Here is a 23,574-nt window from a genome sequence, read left to right as displayed (position 1 = left end):
CTAAAGAGTGGTGGTTACCTTCTTCAGACCGCGAGGAGCATCGGGATCTTCGCCACGTGCCAGTGAGAGCGCGAGCGCGAGCTGCTGCAACGGCAGGATGTCGAGCAGCGGGGAGTAGCGCTCGTCGACGGCCGGAACGGCGAGCCGGGCCGAGGCGCCGGGCACGTCGGCCGCACCGATGGTCACCACGTCGGCCCGGCGGTCGCTGAGCCGGGTCACCACGTCCCGCATCGACCGGCCGCCGGGGCCCTCACCGACGACCGCGAGCACCGGCACGTCCGGGTCGGCCATGGCGAGCGGGCCGTGCAGCAGATCGGCGCCGGAGAAGCTGAGCGCCGGAAGGTACGACGTCTCCATGAGTTTGAGCGCGGTCTCCCGGGCGGTCGGGTAGGCATACCCCCGGCCGGTGGTGACCAGGCTCGACGCGAACCGGTAGCGCTGCGCCAGCTCGGTGGCCGAGGTGTCGGCGAGCGTCTGTTCGGCCAGTCGCGGCAGCTCTTCGAGGGCGGCCCGCTCCTCGGCCGGCAGGTGCCCGTCGCCGGCCCGGACGCCCTCGATCAGCATCAGCAGCGCGAGCAGCTCGGCGGTGTAGGTCTTGGTGGCGGCGACCGCCCGCTCGTGCCCGGCGGCCACGTCGATCGACAGCTCGGCGGCCCGTGCCAGCGGCGACGAGGGGTCGTTGGTGACGGCCAGGGTGAGGGCGCCGGTCTCCCGGGCCACGTTGAGCACTCCGGCGAGGTCGGGGGAGCCACCGCTCTGGCTGACGCCGACCACCAGCGTGCCGGTGAGGTCGGGGCGGGCGCCGTAGAGGGTGATCGCGCTCGGGGAGGCGCTGGCCACCGGCAGGCCGAGCCGGATCTCGGCCAGGTAGGCGCCGTAGAGCGCGGCGTGGTCGGAGGTGCCGCGGCCGACGAAGACGATGCTGCGCGGTGCCCGGCGGGCGACCTCGGCGGCCACCGCGGCGATCGCGCCGGCCGAGCCGGGCTCCAGCAGCCGTGCGAAACCGGCGGGTTGTTCGGCGATGTCCGTCGACATCCCCACGCCTCGCTGTGTCACGGGAATCCTCCTTTTGCTCGTTTGATGCTCAGTCTTGCAAGAAGACGCTCATAGAGTCAAGGTTTCGTGCACGAATGCGCAAACGTGAGGACTGACAATCGACCGCTGTTCCCCTAGGGTCATCAGTCGTGGATTCCCCCTCGGCCCGTCGTGATGTCGCGCGCGCTCGCGAAGCCCTCGACCGCGGCGAAACCGTGCCAGCGGCCACCCACCTCGCCGCCGCTCTGGCCCACGCACCCGCCCTGCCCGAGATCCACGAACTGCTCGGTCGCCTGGCGGCCCGAGCCGGTGGCGGGCTGGACCTCTTCCCGGTGGAGCCGCACGCCACCGCCGGCCGCCTCGCCGCCCGCGCCCACCTGCTCGCCGCCGCCGGCCGGCCCGAGGAGGGGCTGCCTCTGCTCGCCGCGGCCAGTGGGTCCTCCCCCGCGCACAACTGGGCCGGTGTGCCGTGGGTGGCCGACCCCGCCCTCGGCCCCCGGATCGACCCGGGACTGCTCGCCCGGACCGTGATGCGGCTCTGCACCGCGGTCGGCGATCCCGCACCCGCCACCACGGTGACGTCCCTGCGCCCCTTCCTGACCGTGGTCCGGCACGCCGTCGCCGCACACGGTGAGCACGCGATGCTGCTCGGGGCCGGCTCGGCGCTGGCGCGCCGGCTCGGCGACGTCCGGCTGGCGGTGGAATGGGCCGGGCGGGGCGCTCGCGCTCAGCCGTCCAAGCTGGGCGAGATCTGGCTGGGGTACGCCTACCGCAGCGCGGGCCGGATGCCGGAAGCCCTGGCCGCACTGCGCCGGGCCGTCGCCTACGACCCCGACGACCTCTCCGTCTACGCCGACGTGGCGGCCACCCTGGCCGACCTGGGACGGCTCGACGAGGCACTGCGCTGGACCGAACTGGCCCTGGAGCGCGACCCCACCTTCGACTGCGTCGTGCACACCGCACACCGGCTGCGCCACCGGGCCGACGGCGACGTCGCGCACCTGGTCGGGCTGGCCGACTTCATCCGCGACCACCCGGACGACGCGCACGAGCACACCGACCTGGAGGAGTGCTGCCGCAGCACACCGTGGCTCAGCGGCCTGCCGGCCGGAGCGCCGCTGCCGGCCGGCCGGGCCCCGGTCAACGCGCAGCCCTCCGCCGACGCCCTGCACCGGCTCCAGCGGGTGGCCGGCCCGTCGTGGCCGCACCCGCCGGGCGCCTACGACCGGGCGCTCGGCCTGGTGCTGGTCGAACCGTGGGAGCTGCTGGCCCTGCTGGCGCACCCGGAGACGGCACGGGCCGACCAGCAGACCGCTCTGGAGGTGTGGGCCTGCCTCGGGCTGCTGCACCACGGCGCCGACGAACCGTGGCTGGAGTCCAGCCGCCGGCGCCTGCTGCTCGGGCTGCTCGACGGCGACGTCGACCGGGTGACGCAGGGCGCGCTCTTCGCCCTGGTCGCTTACGCGTGGGTGGATCCGGAGGCACGGGCGGACGTGGCCGCCGTGGTGGCCGCCCGGCTCACCGAGACCGCCTCCGGGGCGAACGCCCGGGCGGTCGCCGAGCTGGCTCTCGCCGCGCCCGGCCTGGACCGGCCGACCCGGGAGCTGGCCGCGGCCACCATCCGGGTCCCCACCGTCCCCCGCCAGCGCGGACGAGGCCGCTCACTGCTGCGTTGGCGCCGGGATTAACTGATCACGGCGATCAGATCGCCTTCTTGAACCACGTCGCCCTCGTGCACCTTGAGTTCGGCGACTGTGCCGTCATGCTCGGCCAGCACCGGGATCTCCATCTTCATCGACTCGAGGATGACAAGCGTGTCCCCCTCGGCGACGGTGGCGCCGGGCGCCGTCACGACTTTCCACACGTTGGCCACCATCTCGGCTCGGATCTCGTCCGCCATGGGTCCAACCACCTCCCTCATCAGGTTCCGGTGCCGTCATCAAATCACGGATCCGGCGCGGGTAGGTCCGGCCCGGCGTGGCGCGCCTACTACGATCGGCGGGGAGTATCACGTACCAGGGACAGGAGTGCCGAGATGGCGAAGAAGGCCCGTAAGAAGAAGGCCCGTAAGAAGAGCGCCGCGAACCACGGCAAGCGCCCCAACAGCTGAACAGGCAAAAGGCCCGGCAGTCGCCGGGCCTTTTCGCATCAGGTCGTCAGTGCGGGGTCTCGATCTGACCCAGTTTCAGCCGGAGCCGCTCGCGCAGCTCCGACGGCGCCCGCTCCTCGCCGCAGCAGCGGCCGACCAGAGCCTTCACCTCGTTCTCGATGCCGAACTCGCGCACGCACTTCGAGCACTCGGCCAGGTGCTTCTGGATCAGGGTGCGGCGTTCCTCCGAGCACTCCAGGTCCAGGTAGAGGTAGACCTCGCCGAGGACGGCGGTGCAGTCGGCTTTCTCCTCATGCTCCATGACGTCACGCCCCCTGCGACTCGGAGGTGGCGGTGCGGGTGATGCCGCGATCCACCGCGTACCGCTCGAGCAGTTTGCGCAGGTTGCGCCGGCCGCGGTGCAGCCGGGACATGACCGTGCCGATCGGCGTACCCATGATGTCGGCGATCTCCTTGTACGAGAAACCCTCGACATCGGCGAGGTAGACGGCGAGCCGGAAGTCCTCCGGCAGGGACTGGAGCGCTTCCTTGATGTCGCTGTCCGGCAGCCGGTCCAGCGCCTCGGTCTCGGCCGACCGCAGGCCCTGCGACGTGTGCGACTCGCTCGACGCGAGCTGCCAGTCGGTGATCTCCTCGGTCGGCGCCTGCACGGGCTGCCGCTGCTTGCGCCGGTACGAGTTGATGTACGTGTTCGTCAGGATCCGGTAGAGCCAGGCCTTCAGGTTCGTGCCCTGCTCGAACTGGTGGAATGCGGAGAACGCCTTGAGGAACGTCTCCTGCACCAGATCCTCAGCGTCAGCCGGGTTGCGGGTCATCCGCAGTCCGGCGGCATACAACTGGTCGACGAACGGCAACGCCTCACGCTCGAAGCGCGCCCGGCGCTCGTCCGTTCGTTCCTTCTGCGCCACCCTGGACTCTCCCCTCGACCGCCCCGCCGAGGATACGGGTATCACCCGTGTAACGCCTTCGAAAACCGCCGGTGTGCTCACGCTCACCGGCCGGGCGGCGGGCCGTGTCTCGGCCGCGGGCCACACGGGCGACTCCAACAGGCTCCGCACCCGCTCCGCCTCCCGGCCGCCGCGCGCAGCGTATTCGGTACCGGTACGCACTTGAGAACCCCTTCCCGCCGACATGTTTCCAGCACGGACAACGCCAGCGGCGGGGCCGGACATTCCCTTGTGATCTTTCAGCGGATTCACAGCGCCCAGGAATATCGCCGGAGCCACTCCGTCACCACTTCCACGGTGCCGGGCAGGCCCTTCCGCAGATCGTGCACCGCGCCCGGGCGGACCGCCACCTCGACCACACCACCGGCCGACGGCACCCCGAACGGATCACGGTCCCCGTTCACGACCAGCGTCGGCACGTCCCCGGGCAGCTCACCGGCACGGCTCTTCTCCGGCTTGCCCGGCGGGTGCAGGGGGAAGGCCAGCGCGAGAACCCCCGCGGCGCCCAGCGTGGCCGCGGTCCGGCACGCGACGCGTGCTCCGCTGGACCGGCCACCGACGATCAACGGCAGCGGCGGTACGCGTAGAGCACTCACCACCGTCGTCCACGCCTCGTCGAGATGCCCGGCCGGAGCGGGCGCCCGCCGGCCCGCGACCCGGTACGGCTGGGTCACCAGGGCCACCCGCACCCCGGCCACCACCGCCGCGGCGTGCACCGCCACCAGGTCCGGAGCGTCGACGCCACCCCCGGCACCATGGCCGAGGACGAGCAGGGAACGCACCGGCCCGGCGGGCTCGGTGACGGTCACGGTGGCGGGGCCGCGTGGGGTCTCGACAGTGAGATCGGTGCTGAACACACGGTCCGTTCTATCAGCGAACCGGCGCCCGGCTAAGAAGCACGGCCGGGCGCCGGTTGTCCGCTAACGACTGACCGGAATGAGTGTCAGCAACCGGCGGTCCTCGTCGTCCGGCGTGCCGTCGATCTCGTCGCCGTTGGACTGGATCCGCTCGCGCCAGGCGACCAGCATGGCGCGCCGCTCGCGTGGCGTGGTGCCGCCCCAGACCCCGTGACAGTCACCGACCTGCAAGGCCCAGGCAAGACAGGGGCCCTGCACGTCACAAGAGCCGCAGAGGGCGACCGCACCCCCGGATGGCTCGTTGGGTGCGGGAAAGAACGTCTCCGGATCCACGCTCCGGCAGGCGCCCCGCGTGCGCCAGGCCTCGTCGGTGCTGCGTTGCGCGATCGCCTCGAGCAGCCGCGGGTCGCGTCGCGCGATGGCCACCTCGTGCGGACGCGGCATGCGTGCTCGTGTCATCAGCCCACCTCCCCCGTGGGACCGGAACTGCATGTGGCGGCCGGGCCGCACCTTACGGTCCAGCACCACTCCGGCGCTGGTTTGTACCGCAGGCTACAAGATCAGAACAAGGGGGTTATCTATCTTGAAACAAAGTTTCCCATTTAGAATGACCACATATCACGACAAAGATTCTCGTTGATCTTTGAGAGTTCAAAAAAGCGTAACTTTGGTCGTAGCCTCGATCAGCTCGGACCCGTTGTTGCGCACATTGCCGACCTCCGGACCGACCGGGCGCACCTCGATCGCTTCCAGGTCACGCTCGTCGAGCGGGCGCAGCAACTCCACCGCGTCACCACCACCGGCCAGCCAGTCCGCCCACCGGCCGGCCGGCAGGATCAGCGGCATCCGCTCGTGCACCTTCCGCAACCCGCCCAGCGCGGCCGTGGTGAGCACGCTGCACGTGCGGACCGACTCCGGGCCCCAGACCGACCAGATCCCCGCGAAGACCAGCGGTGACCCGTCCGCCGGAGTCATGTAGAACGCCTGCTTCTGCTTGCCGTCGCGGACCCACTCGAACCAGCCGTCGGCCGGGAGCAGGCAGCGGCGCTTGGCGAACGACGGCGCGAACGACCGCAACTCGGCAACCGTCTCGGCCCGCGCGTTGATCATGCGAGCGCCGCCTTTCAGATCCTTGGCCCAGTGCGGGACCAGGCCCCAGAGCGCGGTGTCCAGCACCCGGCCGTCGTGCTCCTTGGACATCCGGACCAGCGGGACGGCATTGGTGGGCGCGACGTTCCAGCTGGCACGCAGTGGCTCGGCCACATCGACGGCCTCGAACAGCTTGCTGAGGTCGGTGTTGCTCCTGGTCGTCGCGTATCGCCCGCACATGAGCAGGAGGTTACGCCGTCCGCGAACACCCGTCCGCCCCGTGCGGCCCGGCGTGCCGCCGACGGGACGCACGGAGTCACACGGTCGGGCGGTCGTCCGCCGGAAATGTCCCGCGCAGCGGGAATGCGGCCCGGCCTCGGCACCGCCCGGCGGCAGAATGGCCCCGTGACTACTGCTGAACCCCGCCCCTGGTCCGCTCCGCCCGCCACCGGCCCGGTCACGGCAACCGTGCGACTGCCCGGCTCGAAGTCGATGACCGCGCGCGCCCTGATCCTCGCCGCCCTCGCCGACGGCCCGTCGGTGATCGAGGCGCCGCTACGGGCGCGGGACACCGAGCTGATGGCCGCCGGCCTGCGCGCGATCGGTGTCGAGGTGGACACCACCGACCCCGATCGCTGGGTGGTGACCCCGGGGCCGTTCCGCGGTCCGGCCCGGGTCGACGTCGGCCTGGCCGGCACGATCATGCGGTTCCTGCCGCCGGCCGCCGCGCTGGCCGAGGGCGTCGTCGAGTTCGACGGCGACCCGCACGCCCGCAACCGGCCGATGGGCCCGATCGTCGAGGCGCTGCGCGGTCTCGGGGTGGCGATCGAGTCCTCCCCGACCGGCGGCCTGCCGCTCACCGTGCACGGCTCCGGTCTGGTCGAGGGCGGCGAGGTGGTGATCGACGCGTCCGGGTCCAGCCAGTTCGTCTCCGGGCTGCTGCTCTCCGCCCCGTGTTTCGCCAAGGGCCTGACACTGCGGCACGAGGGCCCGCCGGTGCCCAGTGCCCCGCACCTGCGGATGACCACGCACATGCTGCGCGCGGCCGGCGCCGTGGTCGACGAGAGTGTGCCCGACGTGTGGACGGTCGAGCCCGGCACGCTGCGCGGGCGGACCTGGACGATCGAGCCGGACCTGTCCGGTGCGGTGCCGTTCTTCGCGGCGGCCGCGGTCACCGGCGGCACGGTCACCCTGGCGGGCTGGCCGGCCGACAGCTGGCAGCCGGTCGGCCGGGTCGCCGAGATCTTCACCCGGTTGGGTGCCGAGGTCACGCAGACCGCCGAGGGCCTGACCGTGCGGGGCACCGGCACACTACGCGGCATCACCGCCGACCTGTCCGAGGTCAGCGAGCTGACTCCGGTGCTGTCGGCGCTGGCCGTGCTCGCCGAGGGGCCGTCGGAGCTGCGCGGGGTGGAGCACATCCGGGGTCACGAGACCGACCGGATCGCCGCGCTCGCCGCCGAGTTGGGCAAGGTGGGCGCCGGGATCACCGAGTTCCGGGACGGGCTGCGGATCGAGCCGCGGCCGTTGCACGGCGCCGGTTTCGAGACCTACGCCGATCACCGGATGGCGCACGCGGCCGCCGTGATCGGACTCTCCGTGCCGGGCGTCGAACTCACCGACGTAGGTTGTACGTCGAAGACGTTGCCCGAGTTCCCGGAACTCTGGGCGGGACTCGTGGCGAAGGGCTGACCGCCCTTTTCCGCGCAAGGGACGGGAGCTCGATCTGCCAGCGCGGAAGCGGGAGTACGACGAGGACGACGTACGGATCCGGCCGGGGAAGTCGTCCCGGCCCCGGACCCGGACCCGGCCGAAACACGACGATGCCGTCGACGCCCTGGTCATAGCGGTGGACCGAGGGCGGTACGGGTGTGTCCGCGAGGACGTCGGCGGCCTCGACGTGATCACCGCGATGCGGGCCCGGGAGCTGGGCCGCAAGTCGGTGGTGGTGGGCGACCGGGTGGCGCTCGTCGGGGACTCCTCCGGTGACGCGGGCACGCTGGCCCGGATCGTACGGATCCGGGAGCGGACCTCGGTGCTGCGCCGGACCGCGGACGACGACGACACCACGCCCGAGGGCCGGCTGGAGCGGGTGGTCGTCGCGAACGCCGATCAGCTCGTCATCGTGAGCGCCCTGTCCGACCCGCCGCCCCGGACCGGTTTCATCGACCGGTGCCTGGTGGCGGCGTACGACGCCGATGTCGAACCGCTCCTCTGCCTGACCAAGGCCGACCTGGCCGGGCCGGAGCAGGTGCTCGGCTACTACGCCGAACTGGACCTGCCGCACGTGCTGGTCCGCCCGGGCAGTGACCTCGACGAGTTGCGGGACCGGCTGGCCGGCCGGATCTCGGTCATGGTCGGCCACTCCGGCGTGGGCAAGTCGACACTGGTCAACCGTCTGGTGCCGGACGCGCTGCGGGCGGTCGGTGTGGTCAGCGCGATCGGTAAGGGCCGGCACACGTCGACGAGTGCGGTGGCGCTGCGGCTGCCGGCGGTCGGCAAGTCACGCAAGGACCCGGGCTGGATCATCGACACTCCCGGGATCCGGAGTTTCGGGCTGGCGCACGTGAGCGCGGAGAGTCTGCTGCACGGGTTCCCCGATCTGGTCGAGGGCACCGTGGAGGATCAGCCGAACTGCGGGCACACCACCTCGGACGCGGGCTGCTTCTTGGACGCGTGGGTGGCGCAAGGCAAGGCGGACGGACGGCGGCTGGCCTCGTACCGCAGGCTTCTCGCCTCTCGTGCCGGTGAGGGCGACCCGCGGGATCAGCCGGTGGACGACATGCCCAGCGCCTGAAAGGCGATCTCAAAAGACGAACTCGGCGGGACCGGGGAACGGCTCATGGGCTAACTTTCCGGCATGGCCGGATATGCCGATGATCTTGCGCTTGCCCACGTTCTCGCCGATGCCGCCGACGCCATCTCGATGGCCCGGTTCCGGGCGCTGGACCTGAAGGTCGAGTCGAAACCCGACCTGACGCCGGTGTCCGACGCGGACACCGCGGTGGAGAAGGCGATCCGCGCGACGCTGGCCCGGGCCCGGCCGCGCGACGGGGTGCTCGGTGAGGAGTTCGGCCGGACCGAGGCGACCGCCGGTCCGGGTAACCGGTACTGGGTGATCGACCCGATCGACGGCACCAAGAACTTCGTCCGGGGCGTGCCGATCTGGGCCACCCTGATCGCGCTGATGGAGGGGGACACCCCGGTCGCCGGGCTGGTCTCCGCTCCGGCGCTGGGCCGTCGCTGGTGGGCCGGGCGCGGACTGGGCGCCTACGCCGGCCGTAACCAGCACTCGGCGACCCGGATCAGCGTGTCGTCGGTGCGCAAGATGACCGACGCCAGCTTCTGTTACGCGAGCCTGAACGGCTGGGCCGACAACGGCCGTCTCGACGCGATGATGGACATCCTGCTGGGGGTGTGGCGCAGCCGGGCCTACGGCGACTTCTACGGCTACATGCTGCTCGCCGAGGGCGCCCTGGACGCGATGGCCGAGCCGGAGCTGTCGCTGTGGGACATGGCGGCGCTGATCCCGATCGTGACCGAGGCGGGCGGGAAGATCACCGATCTGGACGGCCGGCCGACCGCGGACAAGAGCTCGGTGATCGGTACGAACGGCCTGCTGCACGAGAGTGTGCTGACCGCACTGGCCCGCCGGGGCTGACATCTGTCGCATGATCGACCCGGTTCGTGGGTAGTTTGCCGGCATGCGAGACAACGACTACCCGGCCGAGGTCACCGACCCGGAGGCGTCCGGTCTGCCGGACACCGCGGACGACGACTCGACGGCATATGACGAGGTGAACAGCTCGCGATGGGCGGACGGGCCGGACCCGGCCGCGCTCGCCGGGACGGGACCTGGCGGCTCCGGCCGGTTCGGTGACACGCCCGAGGAGGCGCTGCAGGGCGAGTCCCTGGACCGCCGGCTGCGGCAGGAGGAGCCGGACTTCGGCGCCGAGACGCCGGAACCGGACGAGGAGACGGTGGGCAGCTCCGAGCAGCGCGAGTTCGACCGGGACGTGTGGAGCCCCAGTCCCACCTCCGACCCGGACTCGCCGATCTCGCTCTACGACGACGGTCAGCTCGACGAGGACTCGCCGCGGCAGGTCGGCCGGTTGGTCGCGCCGGACGGCGGCTCCGGGTTCGACGACGAGGCGGAGAGTGTCGCCTGGGACGCGGGGGCGGCCGGTGGCGGCGCCAGCGCCGAGGAACTGGCGATGCACGAGACCCGCGCACCGGACTTCGACTGAGTTCCGGACCGGCCACTCTCCGTGGACCGAACTTAAAGATCCGGACACAGGGGCTTGCCGACAGTGTTCTTGGTTGCGCAGAGTGCCCTGATGAACTGGGGTCGGGCTGTCGCGGCGATCGTCACCACCACACTGGCGGTGACGGTGACGTGCGGTGCCGCCGCGTCGGCCACGACGGTCGACCGGGTCGTGCTCGACGACGACTTCGCCGGCGAGCGGGGCACCGCACCGGCCACTGCTGTCTGGTCCGAGGCGAAGGCCTGGCAGGACGGCTCCGGCCGGCTGGTGCTGGGGTCGATGCTGCGCACCCGGAAGACCTTCGGCCAGGCGTACGGCCGGGTCGAGGCCAGGGTTCTGATGAACCGGGCGGGCGAGCCCTGGCGTGCGATCGGGATGGTCGACGGCGACGGGCGGAGCCTGGCCGGGACGGTCGACGTGCTGGACGCGTCACCGGTCGGTGGCGGCGACTTCCACACGTACACGATCGACTGGAACCCGACGACGATCACCTGGATGATCGACGGCCGCCCGGTGCAGCGTTTCACTCCGGCGGCGAAGGTGCCGTACTCCGTGGCGCTGGGCCTGGGAACGGGCGACCGCCGTTCGTCGGGCATGCTCGTGGACCGGGTGACGGTCACCGTCCGGGTGACGGTCGCCCCGGACTCGGCTCCGGCGTGGCGGGCGTTCACCGCGTACACACCCGGGCAGTTCGTCGAGTACGACGACGTGATCTACCAGGTGCGCGAGCGGCACACCTCACTCCCCGGCTGGCAGCCGACCCTGGTCCCGGAACTCTTCAAGAAGTTCTAGCGCTTACGCCTGCGCGTGATCAGGACGACGATCACCACGGCGCCGATCACCACTGCCGCGCAGCAGAACATCAGCACGAACCCGAAGCCGCCGCCCCGGCTGGACCGGCGCGCGGCTTCCAGTACCGGCTCGGACGCCCAGGCCTGCGCCGGTACGAGCACGTTCAGAGTGACTACGGCCAGCGCCACGGCGAACCAGTTCTTCAGCTTTCCCATCATTTCCCTCATGTGCCCCATGCTGGCCGATGTACGCAACGCGATACTCCAGGAAAGGGGTTCGGATGAACGCGGATCTGGTGGCCCTGGCCGAGGCGCACGGGGTGGCCACCCGGTACGAGAACTGGCAGCGCCAGGACACCGAGGTCGCCGACGAGTCGGTGATCGGTGTGCTCGGCATGCTGGGTGTCGACGCGAGCACCCCGGCAGCGGTACGGCTGTCGCTGGCCGCGGCCCGGGACCGGGCGGACGACGACCGGCTGCCCGCCACGATCGTGCTGCGCGCCGGGACCGGCCGGGACCTGCCCGCCACCGCCGAGGTGACACTGGAGGACGGCGTCACCCGCCGGGTGGACCGGCTGACCGGGGATCTGCCGCTGGGCTGGCACCGGCTGCGCTGCCGCGATCAGGAGGTCACCCTGGTGGTGGTCCCGGCCGAGCTTCCCGAGCCGCCGGACACCTGGGGCTGGATGCTGCAGCTCTACACGCTGCACTCGGCCGGTTCGTGGGGCCTGGGTGACCTCGGTGACCTGCGCGATTTCGTGACCGGGTCGGCGGGCGCCGGGCTGGTGGTGCTGAACCCGCTGCACGCGATCACTCCGGTGGCGCCAGTGCCGGCGTCGCCGTATTCGCCGTCCAGCCGCCGGTTCGCCAACCTGCTCTACCTGCGGGTGACCGACACCGCCGAGTACCAGCGGGCCGGCGCCCCGGTGCGGGACCGGGTGGACGCGCTGCGGCCGCCGTCGACGCCGAAGATCGACTACAACGCGGTGTTCGCCGCCAAGATGGCCGCGCTGGAGCTGCTCTGGCCGCTGGCCGAGCCGGTCGACCTGGAGCGGGATCCGGGACTGACGGACTTCGCCCGGTTCTGTGCGCTCGCCGAGGAGCACGGGCCGGACTGGCGTCGCTGGCCGGACGAGGTGCGCCGCCCGGACGCCCCCGCGGTGCGGGAGCTGCGCGGCGACCGGGTCGCCTTCCACGTCTGGGTGCAGGACCTGTTGGAGGCACAGTTCCGCGGTGTCTTCGACGAGGCGCGGGACATGCCGGTCGGGATCGTGTACGACCTGGCGGTGGCCGTCGAACCGGCCGGTGCCGACGGCTGGCTGCTTCAGGACGTGCTGGCGATGGAGGCTCGGGTCGGGGCTCCGCCGGACGCGTTCAACCAGCTCGGCCAGGAGTGGGGTGGCGTGGCGTGGCGACCGGACCGGCTGGTCGAGACCGGCTATGCCGCCTACCGGGACATGCTCCGGCGGATCTTCAAGTACGCCCGGGGCCTGCGGGTCGACCATGTGGCCGGACTGTGGCGGCTGTGGTGGGTACCGGCCGGTCTCGGGCCCGCGAACGGCACGTACGTGCACTACGACCCGGAGGCCATGTTGGGCATCCTGGCGCTGGAGGCGTCCCGGGCCGGGGCCGTGGTGATCGGTGAGGACCTGGGCACGGTCCTGCCGGTGGTGACAGAGGGGCTGCAGCGGACCAACATGCTCGGTTCGGCGGTGCTCTGGTTCACCCGGGACGACGACGGCGGTTACCGTCCCTCGGCCGGTTATCCGCGGAACGCGCTGGCCAGCGTCTCCACCCACGATCTGCCGACGGCTGCCGGTTTCCTGGCCGGGGAGCAGGTCGAGGTCCGGGCCGAGCTGGGTCAGCTGGCCCGGCCGGTGGAGCAGGAGCGGGCGTCCTGGGCGCTGGACCGGGAGCTGCTTCTCGGCCGGTTGCGGGCCGAAGGGCTGCTGGCCGACGGTGCGGACGATCCGGAGGACGTGGTGGTGGCGATGCACGAGTTCCTGGCCCGGACACCGTGCCGGCTGGTCACCGCCTCGCTGCACGACGTGCTGCTGGAGCTGCGGCAGCCGAACCTGCCCGGCACCTTCGAGGAATACCCGAACTGGCGTATCCCGCTGGACCGGGATCTGACCGAGGTGGTGTCCGACCCGTTGTTCCGCAAGGTGGCCGGGATCCTTCAGAGCCGCAGCGGCTCCGGCGGCGGGTCGTCGTCGAGCGCGTAGAGCATCGGGTGCAGCGGTAGGTAGGTGTGCGGCTGCCGGCAGTGGGCCGGCGGCAGCAGTGAGGAACGGTGGACCGGGTGCTCGTGGCAGTGCCGCAGCGCCCGGGTCACCGCGTCCTCGTGGTGCCGCCCGCCGCCGTACTCGCCGCAGCCGGTGCAGTCCCACCGCCAGAACGGCGCGCCCTCGTCGGACAGGTGCCGGCGGATCAGCAGTGGCGGACGCGCGGCCGGGAGGACCGGCACGGGTGGCCGTCGCCGCGCGTCGATGAGTTCGGCAAGCAGGTTGCTCGACATGCCTCAAGTGTGTAACGCCCCGGTTCAGGGTGTATAGGCGTTTTGCGGAATATCGCCGGTTTCAGCGAGCGGTGACGATCCCCAGAGTGGCCGGGTCCACTCCCGGGAACACCGACGCCGTGGCGGACACCCCGCAGCGGGCCCGCAGGATCTCCCCGATCACCGCGCGGTAATCGGTGGTGACCGCCAGATCCCCATCGCGCAGCTGGGCGTCGGCCAGGCCGGGCCAGCGCCCGTACACCTTGCCGCCCTTGACGTTGCCACCCAGCACGAACATCGCGTTGCCATAGCCGTGATCCAGACCACCCGACCCGTTCTGCGCCACCCGGCGGCCGAACTCGCTGACGGTGATCAGGGTGACCCGGCGCAGCGTGTCCTCCCCCAGGTCGGCGGCGAACGCGGCGAGCCCGGTGGCGAGTGCCTTGAGCTGGTCGAACATCCGCCGCCCGGCGACCGCGGCGCCGAGGTTCTCGTGCATGTCCCAGTCGCCGGAGTCCACCGTCACGGCGCGCAACCCGGCCCGGGACTTGATCAGCCGGGCCACGTCGCGCAGGGCCGCACCCAGCTCGGTGGTGGGATAGACCGCGCCGTTGGCCGGCTGATAGCCCGCGGCGCGCAGTTCGGCGGCGTACTCCAGCGCCCCGGTGAGCTGCCCGGCCGGTCGTTTCAGGGCCGCTGGAGCCGACTCGTACAGCCTGTTCATCGTCGCCGCGATCGACCGGCCCGGCTGCTCGCCGGTGAGCACCGTCCTGTCGATCGAGGTGACGCTGAGGCCACCGATCACCCGTGCGGGCATCGCGGTGCCCATCGCGACCGCCTGGAACACCTCAGGCTCACCGTGCAGCCCGACCATCCGGTTCAGCCAGCCGGTCCGGATCGACGTACCCGGCGCGGCCCGTTCCAGATCCTCCATGGCCGAGAAGTGCGACCGGTTCGGGGCCGGTTGCCCGACCGCCTGGATCGCGGCGAGCTGCCCGCCGGTCCACAGCGGCAGCAGCGGCGACAGCGCCGGGTTCAACCCGAAAAAACCGTCACCCCCGATCAACTGCGGTTGCGGTACGCCGATCGACGGCCGTGCCGTGTAATAGCCCGCATCACCGGCCGGAACCACGGCGGAGAGCCCGTCGAATCCGCCCCGTAGCGACAGCAGCACGAGCACGTCGCCGGAGTACCCCGGGGCGGCCGCGAACGCAAGACTCGTGTCCAGCGACGCACCGGCCAGCCCGGCCGCGCCCGCCGCCAGCAGCCGCCGGCGGGAGACCGCGGCCTGCTGGTTCTCCTCACATCCACAAACCGGAGTCATGTTCACCTCAAGGCGAAGGACGGGGAGTTCAAGAGCATCCCCATCAGGTACGGGTACATCCAGCCGGCCGCCGGATCGCCGGCTTTCAACGGTGACGCAGGGGTCTTGCCGTAGAAATCGGCAAGCGCGTCGATCTGCTTCGCGGTAGGAGCGATCCCGGTCAGCCGGGTGGCGGTCCGCTCGATCAGCGCGCCGTAGGTGGCCGGCAGCGCCCCGACCATCCCGGTGGCCAGGTTCGCCGGTTTGACGAGCGTGTCCGGCCACCAGCCGGCCGCGATGGAGAGGTGGAAGTTCCACCGGACCAGCAGCCCGGACGGTGATCCCCAGGCCTCCGCGACGTCCGGATAGCCGTTCGGTGGCGCCCAGCCCAGCGGCGCCTGCCCGGCGTCCCGGGCCATCCAGTAGAGGCTCTCCAGGAACTTGACGCCGCTGGCGGCCGGGCCGTAGCCGAGGGTCCGGACGGTCGCTGCCAGATCCTCCAGCGGGGTCCGGGCCTTGGCCCCGACCGACGCGGCGAACTCGGCGGAGGTGAACAGTGCCCGCAGCACCGGCACGATCGCCGACCCGTTGTCCAGGTAGACCTTCATCAGGGCGGTGATCAGCGAAGCCGGTGGGGTGTCGGAGACGAACCGCACACACAGCTTGGTGACGATCCGGCGGGCCGTGAGCGGGTGCAGGGCCAGGTAGTCGAGCAGCGCCACGGCGGCCGCCTCACCACCGGCCGCGGTCGGGTTGGCGTGCTGGAAGGAGAGCACCCGGACCGCACCGGTGGCGTGCCGCGTCCCGTCGTACCGGAAATTGCCGGTCTTGTCGTCGACGGTCAGCCCGGTGAGCAACACCGCGGCGTTCTTCACGTCGGCTTCGGTGTACGCCAGCCCGACCGTGTGCAGTTCCAGCAGCTCACGGCCGTAGTTCTCGTTCGGGGCGGCCTTGCTGGAGAACCGGTTGTCCAGGTAGGTGAGCATCGCCGGGTGCCGGGCCGACGCCTTCAGCAGATCGGAGAACTTTCCCAGGGCGTACCGGCGAATCGTGGTGTCGTAGTCGATCCGGCTGTCCCAGACGTCACCCTGCGGGCAGGTCACGTTGAGGTGATTGCTCCAGAAGTCGGCCATCACCTCGAACAGCTGCCGCTCGCTCCAGATCGATCGGGCCACCGCCGCGAACCCGAGCTGCCACATCGGATCCCACGAGTACCGCTTGAGCGACCCGGCGGACACCCGGGCCCGGACCTGGGCGGTCGACAACCGGGCCAGGGGCAGCCGGGCGACCAGACCGTCGGCCACCTTGTCACTGATCGACGACGGCTTGAGCTGACGCTCCAGCCAGGCCTTGGCCCCCAGCTTCCGGATCTCCGCGATCGACGACGGGCTCGGCCCGAAGGTGGCCCGGCGCAGCAGGTGCAGCAGCGGGTCGGCGGGCAGGAACGTCGCCGCCGACGGTTCCGCGGCGGCGGCGGGCGTCCCGGTGGTCAGGGCGGCAGCCGCACCCACGGCGGCGATCCCACCCACCACGGTCCGGCGCGTCATCGTCTTCACGGCGGCAAACGTCGGCTGTTTCGGCTGTGACTTGTGGGTTCCCGGCCCGAGGCAACCGGATCGCTACCGGGATACTGGCCGGATGGCGCAGCGCAGGTCGGCACGACGGACGGTGGAGACGGTCGCCTCCGGGACGGCCGAACTGGTGCCCGATCCCGATCGGGACACCGCGTGGACGCTGCTGCTGGACGGCGCCCCACAGTCACACGTCGATCTGGCCGACCCCACCCACCTGGAGTTCGAGTACGTCCGGCGGATGGCCGCGGCGATCGATCTGGCGGCTCCGGCTGGCCGCCCGCTGCGGGTGCTGCATCTCGGCGGAGGCGCTCTCACGCTGCCGCGGTACGTCGCGGCCACCCGCCCCGGCTCGGCGCAGCGGGTGGTCGAGATCGACGGTCCGCTGGTCGAGCTGGTCCGCCGGGAACTGCCGCTGCCCGACCGGTCCGGCATCCGGGTCCGGGTCGCCGACGCGCGGGAGGCGGTCGAGGGAATGCGCGACGCCGGGTACGACGTGGTGATCCTGGACGTCTTCGCCGGCTCCCGCACCCCCGCCCACCTGGCCTCGGCCGAGTTCGCCCAGCACGTGGCCCGGGTGCTGGCCCCGCAAGGCTGGCTGATCGCGAACGTGGCCGACGGCCCGCCGCTGCGGTACGCCCGCGCCCAGGTCGCCACGATCCGGGCGGCGCTGCCGGAGGCCTGTCTGGTGGCCGACGCGGGAGTGCTGCGCGGGCGCCGGTTCGGCAATCTGGTGGTGGTGGCCGGCCGGATTCCGCCGCCCGTGGCCGAGCTATCCCGGCGAGCCGCCGGCGACTGGTTCCCGGGCCGGGTGGAGACGGACCTGGATCGCTTCACCGGTGGGGTGGCCCCCGTGCCGGACGCCGCGGCGGTACCCTCTCCACTACCACCCGACGGTCTCTTCAGTAACCGAAAGTAACTACTGAGTCGGCCGAAGGTGCAACCTTGGTTACCGTCCTGTGTCGTTTTCCCGAGTCGAGGTGTGATCCACGCCCGGTCACTAGCGACACGCCCGGTAGCAGGTTGTAATCAAGGCGGCCGCGAGTTTCCGTTCGTGGCGAGCACGGGGAAGGCATCCATGTTCCACCAGCACTTCCTGTCCCCCGCGGGCACGGACCTCGGACCGCTCGACGGCGGTGAGCGAGTCCTCTGGCAGGGCCGCTGCGCCGTGGCCGAGTACGCGTTCGACGAGGCGTCCTCGCTGCCGCGCTGGACCCTGCCGGAGGAGACCGACGTCGTCGTCACGGACCGTCGTGTCCGCTACACGTACGACAGTGGGGAGACGCAGAGTAGTGGCGAGCTGTTCTGGCTCTGGCCACAGCATCTGCGGGTGCAACCCGGGAACCGGGAGACCGGGCGCAACGCCACGGTCACCCAGATCCAGCTCGTGTGCAACGGGCCGGACGGCAGCTTTCCGGCACTCGTCGTCGCCGGGGGCAACCTGAGCAAGGTCAGCGACGCCGACCGCCTGGCCAACACGCTGCGGCAGGCGATCGCCCGGTTCCGGGTGGAGAACGCCGACCTCATCGGGGTGCCCGCGCCGCAGGCCCGGATGCTGTCCCGGCTGGTGATCGGCCCGGAGTTCAGCAACTACCAGGGTGGCCAGGGCCAGACCGTGTCGCTGCTCGGCGCGGTGCCGGTGCCCGGCCCGGCCTTCGACGAACCGGCCTACGACGAGTCCGCCGCTCCGGTGTCCAGCTCCCGCGCCTACACCGACCGGCCAGGGGTGGAGGCCGACGCGCTCCGTGCCGAGCAGGCTCTGCGTGCCGAGCAGGCCCTGCACGACGAGCCGGACCTGGCGTCGCGTGCGGCGACGCTGGCCGCCCGGGTCGCGAACCTGGTCTCCCAGGAGCCCGACACCGGACGGGGTGCCAACCTCTCCCAGTTCCTCGACCGCTAGATCAGACCTTCAGGTCGTCGCGGGCACGAAACAGTGCCCGGCGGCGACCCGCTCGTCATGCAACCGGTGCGCGCGGTCCAGCAGTTCCATCAGCTCGGCCTGCTGACGTACCCGCCGCTTGTATTTCTCCGGCAGCTCGGCGATGTTCTTCTCCTCGATCTGAAGCCGGTGGTAGATCTCGTCGCAGTAGGCCGGATCGATCTCGACGTCGAGGAACTCGTTGGCGTGCCGGCGAGCGGCGGCCATCGCCGTCGTGGCGCGGCCCTTCGGGCTGAGCAGCGAGGCGATCACCGTGATGATCAGCACGCCGACGATGAAGCCGAGTGACGCCACGGTCGGGATCTCGGTGACGTTGATGTGCTCGCCGTCGTTGATGAACGGCACGTTGTTCTCGTGCAGGGCGTGCAGGATCAGCTTCACGCCGATCAGCGCCAGGATCGCGGCCAGCCCGTAGGAGAGGAACACCAGCCGGTCCAGCAGGCCGTCGATCAGGAAGTACAGCTGCCGGAGCCCGAGCAGCGAGAACGCGGTCGCGGTGAAGACCAGGAACACGTTCTGCGTGAGCCCGTAGATCGCCGGGATCGAGTCGAGCGCGAACAGGATGTCGGTGCCCCCGATCGCGACCATCACCAGCAGCATCGGGGTCAGCACCCGCTTGCCGTCCTGGTGGGTGAAGAGCTTGTCCCCGTCATAGGTGTCCGAGGTGCGCAGGAACCGGCGGGCCAGCCGGACCACGAAGTTGTCCGACGTGTCGTCGTCCTCTTCGGCCTTGCCCTTCAACAGGTTGCCCGCGGTCACCAGCAGGATCAGCCCGAACAGGTAGAACACCCAGGCGAACCGGTTGATCAGAGCGGCACCGACCAGGATGAACCCGGTCCGGGCCAGCAGCGAGAAGACGATGCCGACGAGCAGCACCTTCTGCTGGTCGGCGCGCGGCACCTTGAAACTGCTCATCAACAGCAGGAAGACGAACAGGTTGTCGACCGAGAGGGCCTTCTCGGTGACGTAACCCGCGAAGTACTCGGCGCCCATCGTGGACCCACCGAAGGCCCACACACCGGCGCCGAAGAGGATCGCGATCGCGATGTAGATCGTCGACCACAGCGCCGCCTCGCGCAGCGTCGGGATGTGCGCCCGCCGGACATGGAAGTAGAAGTCGAACAGCAGAAGGGAGATGATCGCCAGGATGGTCAGTAGCCACACCAGACCGGACACGGGCTGCATCGGTACATCCTAGGGCTGATCGCCGTCGGTCACGGCGGCCCGCAACTGTGACGGAGTCAGGAACAGAACCCCGTTCAGATTCGCGCCCCGCAGATCCGTACCCCGCATGTCCGCCCCGGTGAAATCGGCCCGGCGCAGATCCGCCTCGCCCAGGTCCGCGCCGATCAGCAGCGCACCCCGGAAGCTCGCCCCGCGCAGATCGGCACCGCGCATCCGGCGGCCGATCAACCGCGCCCCGCTGTGGTCCGGGCCGCGGTGCCGGCTGCGGGCCGATTCGCTCGCACGGCGCAGCAGAGGCACGACCGTCATCCGGTACGCATCGACATCCAGACCCCGGAGTTCCCCCGGCGGGCTCGCGGCCAGTGCGTCGGTCTCGTCCAGGACGGCCCGCAACTTCGGATGCAGCCGGCGCGTCTCGTCCAGCTTCAGCGCCTCGGTCAGGTACCACATCAGCTCGTGCAACTGCCGCACCACCGGAAGCACCGCGAACATGTCACCGGACAGCTCCGGAGCGGACCGCCAGTCCCGGCCCCCGAACGTCTCCTGAGTGATCCGCTGCCCCGCACCGAAACAGTCGAAGACCACACAGCCGGGGAATCCCAGCGGTACCAGTTCCTCGTGAACGGTGCAGCGGAAATCGTCGCCCAGGTTCCGGCAGGGCCGTCCGGCCGGTTTGTCGACGGCGAAATCGGACGACTTCGCGAAAGCGGGTGCCACACAACAGAGAGCAGCACACCGAGCACAATCGGCAGCCAGTTCGGTCATTTATCCGCTTTCGTATAACAGCCCGGTTCGGTATGACACGCTGCCGGTTTCGCTTTTCCCCGAAATCGGACTGGTGACCGAAATCGCCGATACCTGCCCGGCAGATGCCGTTGGTAACTTTACCGACACCATCCCGTGCAATTTTTCTCACGGCCCACCGAGAGAGACCACATGGGGTGGCACCTGCGGGTTAGGGTGCCCAGACGGGAAGACGATGACCTTGCTCGTCGATTCTCGATAGCGTCGACGTCAATGCCGGGGCGGGCGCTCCGTGTGCTGCCTCACTACGGAGGATCTGAACCACATGCAACGACGACCGAAAACCATATTCGGCGTGAGTGCCGCTGTCGGCGTTCTCCTTGCCGGAGCCAGCGTCGCGCTAGCGAATACCGCGTCGGCGGCCACCACGCCGACGTTCGACAAGGCTCCGGTGGCGAATGGTTACAACGAAGCCGACCCGGCGGTCTTCACCGGCACCGCGGATCCCGGCGCGACGGTCCAGCTCTACGAGGACGCGTACAACTGGGCCTCCGGATATTCCAAGCAGCAGCTCGCCCTGACTCCGGCCAAGGACTACAAGAACAACGAGGGCCCGGTCACCGCGGTCGCCAACAGCTCCGGCCGCTGGTCCATCAGCCGGCCGATGGACTCGGGTCACATCCTGATGGTCGGCGTCGGCACCGACTACTCGAACCGCCGTTACGTGGCCGTCCGGGTCCAGCAGGTGTTCACCGCCGTTCCCGCCAGCAACGGTTCGGTCACCCTCACGGTCGGTGTCAACCCCGGCCAGCCCGGCCTTCCCGTGTCGTTCCAGCGCTACACCGCCAGCGGATGGACCGAGATCGCCGGCGGTTACAGCAGCGCCACCGGCTTCAGTGCCGTGGTGGCCAACCAGCCCACCGGCACACCCACGTACCGGACCCTGGTCGGTAACCCGGACACCGGCATCGCCGACCCCGACAACCTGCTCATCTCCAGCTACTCGGTGAATCGGCAGGTGACGGTCACCGGCGGGAGCACCGGGGCGACCCCCGCGCCGAGCGGTTCCAACCCGGTCTTCAACCCGACGATCACCGACCCGGACAACTCGACCACGCCGACCACGCCGACCAGCCCGTCCAGCTCGCCTTCGCAGGGCCCCACCGCCTCGCCGTCCCCCTCGAAGCCCACGACCCCCACGCCCGCCACTCCCGCGGTGGGTTCGGTCCAGTTCACCCGGATCCAGTACAACGCTCCCGGCGTGGACAAGAAGACCAACAAGAGCATCAACGGTGAGTACTTCCGGCTGACCAACAAGACGAAGAAGTCCATCAACCTGAAGAGCTGGACCGTCAAGGACGCCGCCGGCAACCTCTACCGGTTCACCACGAACTACACCCTCACCGCCGGTAAGAGCGTCGCCGTCCGCACCGGCAAGGGCACCAACACCACGGCCACCCGCTACTGGGGCAAGGCCATCCACGTGTGGAACAACAGCGGCGACACCGCTTACCTGAGCACCGACAAGAACAAGCAGATCGACACCTGCAAGTGGACCAAGCCCGGCAAGGGCTACACCACCTGCTGACTGGCGAAGGCCCCGACGGTGACTCGCCGGGGCCTTCGTTCATCCCGGACCGGACCTGCGGTTATCCACGAATTCGACCCCCTGTGCGAAGGCCGGGAACCTTGCGCTAAGCTTTACCCATACCGACGCGGGGTGGAGCAGCTCGGTAGCTCGCTGGGCTCATAACCCAGAGGTCGCAGGTTCAAATCCTGTCCCCGCTACGAGTGCAGAGGGTCCTTGTTCGCGGAATGCGCGAACCGGGGCCCTCTTCGCATTTCTACCGGGGCCGAGCCCCGGACCCCACGTCCCGGTGGGCGCGAATCGCTGCTCTCTCGCGGGCGCTCCTCACGGTCAGGGTCTGCCTCGCGGTCGCCTAGGTGTTGTCGGCGGTTGCCGGGCGTATCGGCATGACTCCGCCTCGGTGCCGCGAATAGGTGGTTTCTGCCTACGCGAAGAACGCTACGGGCCGAGAATGCTGATCGAGTCAAACGGACCGATGCTGCGCAGCCCGACATCGCAGTACAAGGAGAGTCAGCCATCTCCGTTCCTCGCATTTCCCGCCGGATCGCCGTCGCCGGTGTCGTCTTGACCGCCACGCTGGGGGACGGCACCTACGCGGGCACCGCCTCGGTGGCCGGAACGACGGTCGCCAAGCACACGAGCAGCGACGCCCATCAGCAGGCGCCGGCCGTGGCTTCCGCGTGGGCGGCCGCCTGGAACGGTTCCGACCCCCACCGGCCGGCCCGGCTCTTCACCAGGAACGTCACGTACACGGACAACGCCATCGGTGTCACCGCCACCGGGCGGGCCGAGACACCGGAGCACGCTAGTGTCAGAAGCGGTAGCCAAGTACCTGAATCTGATTCAAGGACATCGCTCATGACACGGACGATACCTCCGTCGCTCGGGGGCATTCTTGAAGATCTCGAGCTGGAGCAACCGGTGCTCGTCACCAGTGGCCAGCTCTCGGAGCTTGCTGAGCGCCATGGGGTGCGTTCGCCTGTCCGAGTCGTCGCCGCACGACTCCGGGAGCGTGGATGGCTACTGGCCACGGGGCAACGTGGGGTCTGGGAGTTCGCTCCCGCTGCCGTGGCAGGCCCGTACTCCCGCAATGAGCCCGTCATGCCTCTGAGGGCGTTTCTCGCCCAGAGACCCAGCGCTCGTTGTGCGCTGACGCTGCAGACCGCGGCCTGGGCACACGGGGCGGCCGACCGGGTCCCGAACCGCATCGAGATCGCCGCCGCAACTGCCGACCTCGCCAAGCAGTTACCCGCCACCACCACCGCCTCGGTGTTCGCTCCCTACCTTGATCCTCAGGAACTGCGCGGGGTGCCGGTGCTCACCCGGGAAAGCGTCCTCACCCACATGGCGACGAGCCCTCGTGCGGTGCGGTCCTGGGCAAGCGCTCTCGAATGGCTTCCGAACCTTGCCGCGGAGACCTCCTGGGATCGGCTCTCGCTTGAACTAGCCGGACGTCCGACGGCCACCATCGCCCGCCTCGGTTATCTAATTCAAGGACTACGTCCCGACCTGGCCACCGCGATCCACGGCCTGGGCCCGCTACGCGGCAAGACATGGTTCGGCGCGCGCGGGCCACTGCTCCACCACGACAACGCTTGGCAGGTCGCCGACACGATCCTCCCGTTCGACCCACGAGCCTTGGCGGCGACCTGA

At 70.3% G+C, this 23,574-nt stretch carries 24 protein-coding genes, 1 tRNA gene and 1 pseudogene; 13 read left to right on the top strand and 13 right to left on the bottom strand.

Annotation, left to right across the window (positions count from 1 at the left end; all coding sequences use genetic code 11):
• Entirely contained in the window at positions 1-1,035 is a 1,035-nt protein-coding gene (locus tag BLU81_RS38410; RefSeq protein WP_092558238.1) for an SIS domain-containing protein, read from the bottom strand.
• Between the two features lie 149 nt (positions 1,036-1,184).
• Between BLU81_RS38410 and BLU81_RS38405 the strand changes: the two genes are divergently transcribed.
• The gene (locus BLU81_RS38405) at positions 1,185-2,723 is read left to right on the top strand and encodes a tetratricopeptide repeat protein (protein WP_092552875.1); all 1,539 of its coding nucleotides are present in this window, start codon (positions 1,185-1,187) and stop codon (positions 2,721-2,723) included.
• Here the strand turns inward: BLU81_RS38405 and BLU81_RS38400 are convergent.
• Positions 2,720-2,935 (bottom strand): biotin/lipoyl-binding carrier protein, encoded by a 216-nt coding sequence (locus BLU81_RS38400; RefSeq protein ID WP_092552872.1) that lies wholly within the window; start codon positions 2,933-2,935, stop codon positions 2,720-2,722. The two genes, BLU81_RS38405 and BLU81_RS38400, sit on opposite strands and share 4 nt — an antisense overlap.
• A 135-nt stretch (positions 2,936-3,070) precedes the next feature.
• On the opposite strand from BLU81_RS38400, the gene BLU81_RS52165 reads away from it, so the two are divergent.
• The gene (locus BLU81_RS52165) at positions 3,071-3,145 is read left to right on the top strand and encodes a 50S ribosomal protein bL37 (RefSeq protein WP_370461611.1); all 75 of its coding nucleotides are present in this window, start codon (positions 3,071-3,073) and stop codon (positions 3,143-3,145) included.
• Positions 3,146-3,191: 46 nt separating this feature from the next.
• Here BLU81_RS52165 and rsrA read toward each other — a convergent pair whose 3' ends face one another.
• The 5 genes from rsrA to BLU81_RS38375 all read right to left on the bottom strand — a co-directional run bounded on the left by rsrA (position 3,192) and on the right by BLU81_RS38375 (position 6,278).
• The gene (gene rsrA, locus BLU81_RS38395; RefSeq protein ID WP_092552869.1) at positions 3,192-3,446 is read right to left on the bottom strand and encodes a mycothiol system anti-sigma-R factor; all 255 of its coding nucleotides are present in this window, start codon (positions 3,444-3,446) and stop codon (positions 3,192-3,194) included.
• A 4-nt stretch (positions 3,447-3,450) separates the two neighbouring features.
• Positions 3,451-4,278 carry a sigma-70 family RNA polymerase sigma factor gene (locus BLU81_RS38390; protein ID WP_231954873.1) on the bottom strand — a complete coding sequence of 276 codons (828 nt, stop codon included), beginning with the start codon at positions 4,276-4,278 and terminating at the stop codon, positions 3,451-3,453.
• Between the two features lie 62 nt (positions 4,279-4,340).
• Positions 4,341-4,949 (bottom strand): alpha/beta hydrolase family protein, encoded by a 609-nt coding sequence (locus BLU81_RS38385; RefSeq protein ID WP_092552863.1) that lies wholly within the window; start codon positions 4,947-4,949, stop codon positions 4,341-4,343.
• A 63-nt stretch (positions 4,950-5,012) separates the two neighbouring features.
• The gene (locus BLU81_RS38380; protein WP_092558236.1) at positions 5,013-5,408 is read right to left on the bottom strand and encodes a WhiB family transcriptional regulator; all 396 of its coding nucleotides are present in this window, start codon (positions 5,406-5,408) and stop codon (positions 5,013-5,015) included.
• Positions 5,409-5,600: 192 nt separating this feature from the next.
• The gene (locus BLU81_RS38375; RefSeq protein ID WP_092552860.1) at positions 5,601-6,278 is read right to left on the bottom strand and encodes an SOS response-associated peptidase; all 678 of its coding nucleotides are present in this window, start codon (positions 6,276-6,278) and stop codon (positions 5,601-5,603) included.
• A 123-nt stretch (positions 6,279-6,401) separates the two neighbouring features.
• On the opposite strand from BLU81_RS38375, the gene aroA reads away from it, so the two are divergent.
• From aroA to BLU81_RS38350, 5 genes are all read left to right on the top strand, one after another.
• Entirely contained in the window at positions 6,402-7,730 is a 1,329-nt protein-coding gene (gene aroA, locus BLU81_RS38370) for a 3-phosphoshikimate 1-carboxyvinyltransferase (RefSeq protein ID WP_092552857.1), read from the top strand.
• A gap of 34 nt (positions 7,731-7,764) precedes the next feature.
• Positions 7,765-8,835: a ribosome small subunit-dependent GTPase A gene (rsgA, locus tag BLU81_RS38365; protein WP_092552854.1), complete on the top strand. Its 1,071-nt coding sequence runs from the start codon at positions 7,765-7,767 to the stop codon at positions 8,833-8,835.
• A 63-nt stretch (positions 8,836-8,898) separates the two neighbouring features.
• Positions 8,899-9,699 carry a histidinol-phosphatase gene (hisN, locus tag BLU81_RS38360; protein ID WP_092552851.1) on the top strand — a complete coding sequence of 267 codons (801 nt, stop codon included), beginning with the start codon at positions 8,899-8,901 and terminating at the stop codon, positions 9,697-9,699.
• Positions 9,700-9,742: 43 nt separating this feature from the next.
• Entirely contained in the window at positions 9,743-10,285 is a 543-nt protein-coding gene (locus BLU81_RS38355; RefSeq protein WP_092552848.1) for a DUF5709 domain-containing protein, read from the top strand.
• A gap of 90 nt (positions 10,286-10,375) precedes the next feature.
• Positions 10,376-11,095 carry a family 16 glycosylhydrolase gene (locus BLU81_RS38350; protein WP_157751976.1) on the top strand — a complete coding sequence of 240 codons (720 nt, stop codon included), beginning with the start codon at positions 10,376-10,378 and terminating at the stop codon, positions 11,093-11,095.
• On the opposite strand, the gene BLU81_RS38345 is transcribed toward BLU81_RS38350, so the two are convergent.
• On the bottom strand, positions 11,092-11,322 hold the full coding sequence (locus BLU81_RS38345; RefSeq protein ID WP_373873367.1) for a hypothetical protein: 231 nt from the start codon (positions 11,320-11,322) through the stop codon (positions 11,092-11,094). The two genes, BLU81_RS38350 and BLU81_RS38345, sit on opposite strands and share 4 nt — an antisense overlap.
• 53 nt (positions 11,323-11,375) lie before the next feature.
• Here BLU81_RS38345 and malQ point away from each other — a divergent pair, with 53 nt between their 5' ends.
• Entirely contained in the window at positions 11,376-13,319 is a 1,944-nt protein-coding gene (gene malQ / locus BLU81_RS38340; protein WP_092552840.1) for a 4-alpha-glucanotransferase, read from the top strand.
• On the opposite strand, the gene BLU81_RS38335 is transcribed toward malQ, so the two are convergent.
• The 3 genes from BLU81_RS38335 to BLU81_RS38325 form a co-directional block, all read right to left on the bottom strand.
• Positions 13,274-13,612, bottom strand: coding sequence for a hypothetical protein (locus tag BLU81_RS38335; protein ID WP_092552836.1), 339 nt, complete (start codon positions 13,610-13,612; stop codon positions 13,274-13,276). The genes malQ and BLU81_RS38335 overlap by 46 nt on opposite strands.
• A 61-nt stretch (positions 13,613-13,673) precedes the next feature.
• Positions 13,674-14,915, bottom strand: a complete 1,242-nt coding sequence (locus BLU81_RS38330) for a DUF1501 domain-containing protein (protein ID WP_092552833.1) — start codon at positions 14,913-14,915, stop codon at positions 13,674-13,676.
• Positions 14,916-14,917: 2 nt separating this feature from the next.
• Entirely contained in the window at positions 14,918-16,441 is a 1,524-nt protein-coding gene (locus tag BLU81_RS38325) for a DUF1800 domain-containing protein (RefSeq protein ID WP_092558234.1), read from the bottom strand.
• 91 nt (positions 16,442-16,532) lie between these two features.
• Between BLU81_RS38325 and BLU81_RS38320 the strand changes: the two genes are divergently transcribed.
• Positions 16,533-17,384 carry a spermidine synthase gene (locus BLU81_RS38320; protein ID WP_092552830.1) on the top strand — a complete coding sequence of 284 codons (852 nt, stop codon included), beginning with the start codon at positions 16,533-16,535 and terminating at the stop codon, positions 17,382-17,384.
• Positions 17,385-17,543: 159 nt separating this feature from the next.
• Positions 17,544-18,365 (top strand): translation initiation factor 2, encoded by an 822-nt coding sequence (locus BLU81_RS38315; RefSeq protein WP_092552826.1) that lies wholly within the window; start codon positions 17,544-17,546, stop codon positions 18,363-18,365.
• 273 nt (positions 18,366-18,638) lie between these two features.
• On the opposite strand, the pseudogene BLU81_RS38310 reads toward BLU81_RS38315, so the two are convergent.
• Both BLU81_RS38310 and BLU81_RS38305 read right to left on the bottom strand, forming a co-directional pair.
• Positions 18,639-19,580 (bottom strand): annotated as a pseudogene (locus tag BLU81_RS38310) (TerC family protein); the annotation flags it as partial.
• A gap of 18 nt (positions 19,581-19,598) precedes the next feature.
• On the bottom strand, positions 19,599-20,306 hold the full coding sequence (locus BLU81_RS38305) for a pentapeptide repeat-containing protein (RefSeq protein ID WP_231953714.1): 708 nt from the start codon (positions 20,304-20,306) through the stop codon (positions 19,599-19,601).
• 382 nt (positions 20,307-20,688) lie between these two features.
• Here BLU81_RS38305 and BLU81_RS38300 point away from each other — a divergent pair, with 382 nt between their 5' ends.
• The 3 genes from BLU81_RS38300 (at position 20,689) to BLU81_RS38290 (ending at position 23,574) form a co-directional block, all read left to right on the top strand.
• Positions 20,689-21,921 (top strand): lamin tail domain-containing protein, encoded by a 1,233-nt coding sequence (locus BLU81_RS38300; RefSeq protein WP_231953713.1) that lies wholly within the window; start codon positions 20,689-20,691, stop codon positions 21,919-21,921.
• A 126-nt stretch (positions 21,922-22,047) separates the two neighbouring features.
• Positions 22,048-22,121: transfer RNA gene (locus BLU81_RS38295), tRNA-Met, on the top strand.
• A gap of 364 nt (positions 22,122-22,485) precedes the next feature.
• A complete protein-coding gene (locus BLU81_RS38290) occupies positions 22,486-23,574 on the top strand; it encodes a type IV toxin-antitoxin system AbiEi family antitoxin (protein ID WP_157751974.1) in 1,089 nt (362 codons plus the stop codon).

Origin of the sequence: Actinoplanes derwentensis (assembly GCF_900104725.1) — a bacterium.
Lineage (GTDB): Bacteria > Actinomycetota > Actinomycetes > Mycobacteriales > Micromonosporaceae > Actinoplanes > Actinoplanes derwentensis.
The sequence above is the reverse complement of the archived record's forward strand: the minus strand, read 5'-3'. Positions and strand labels throughout refer to the sequence as shown.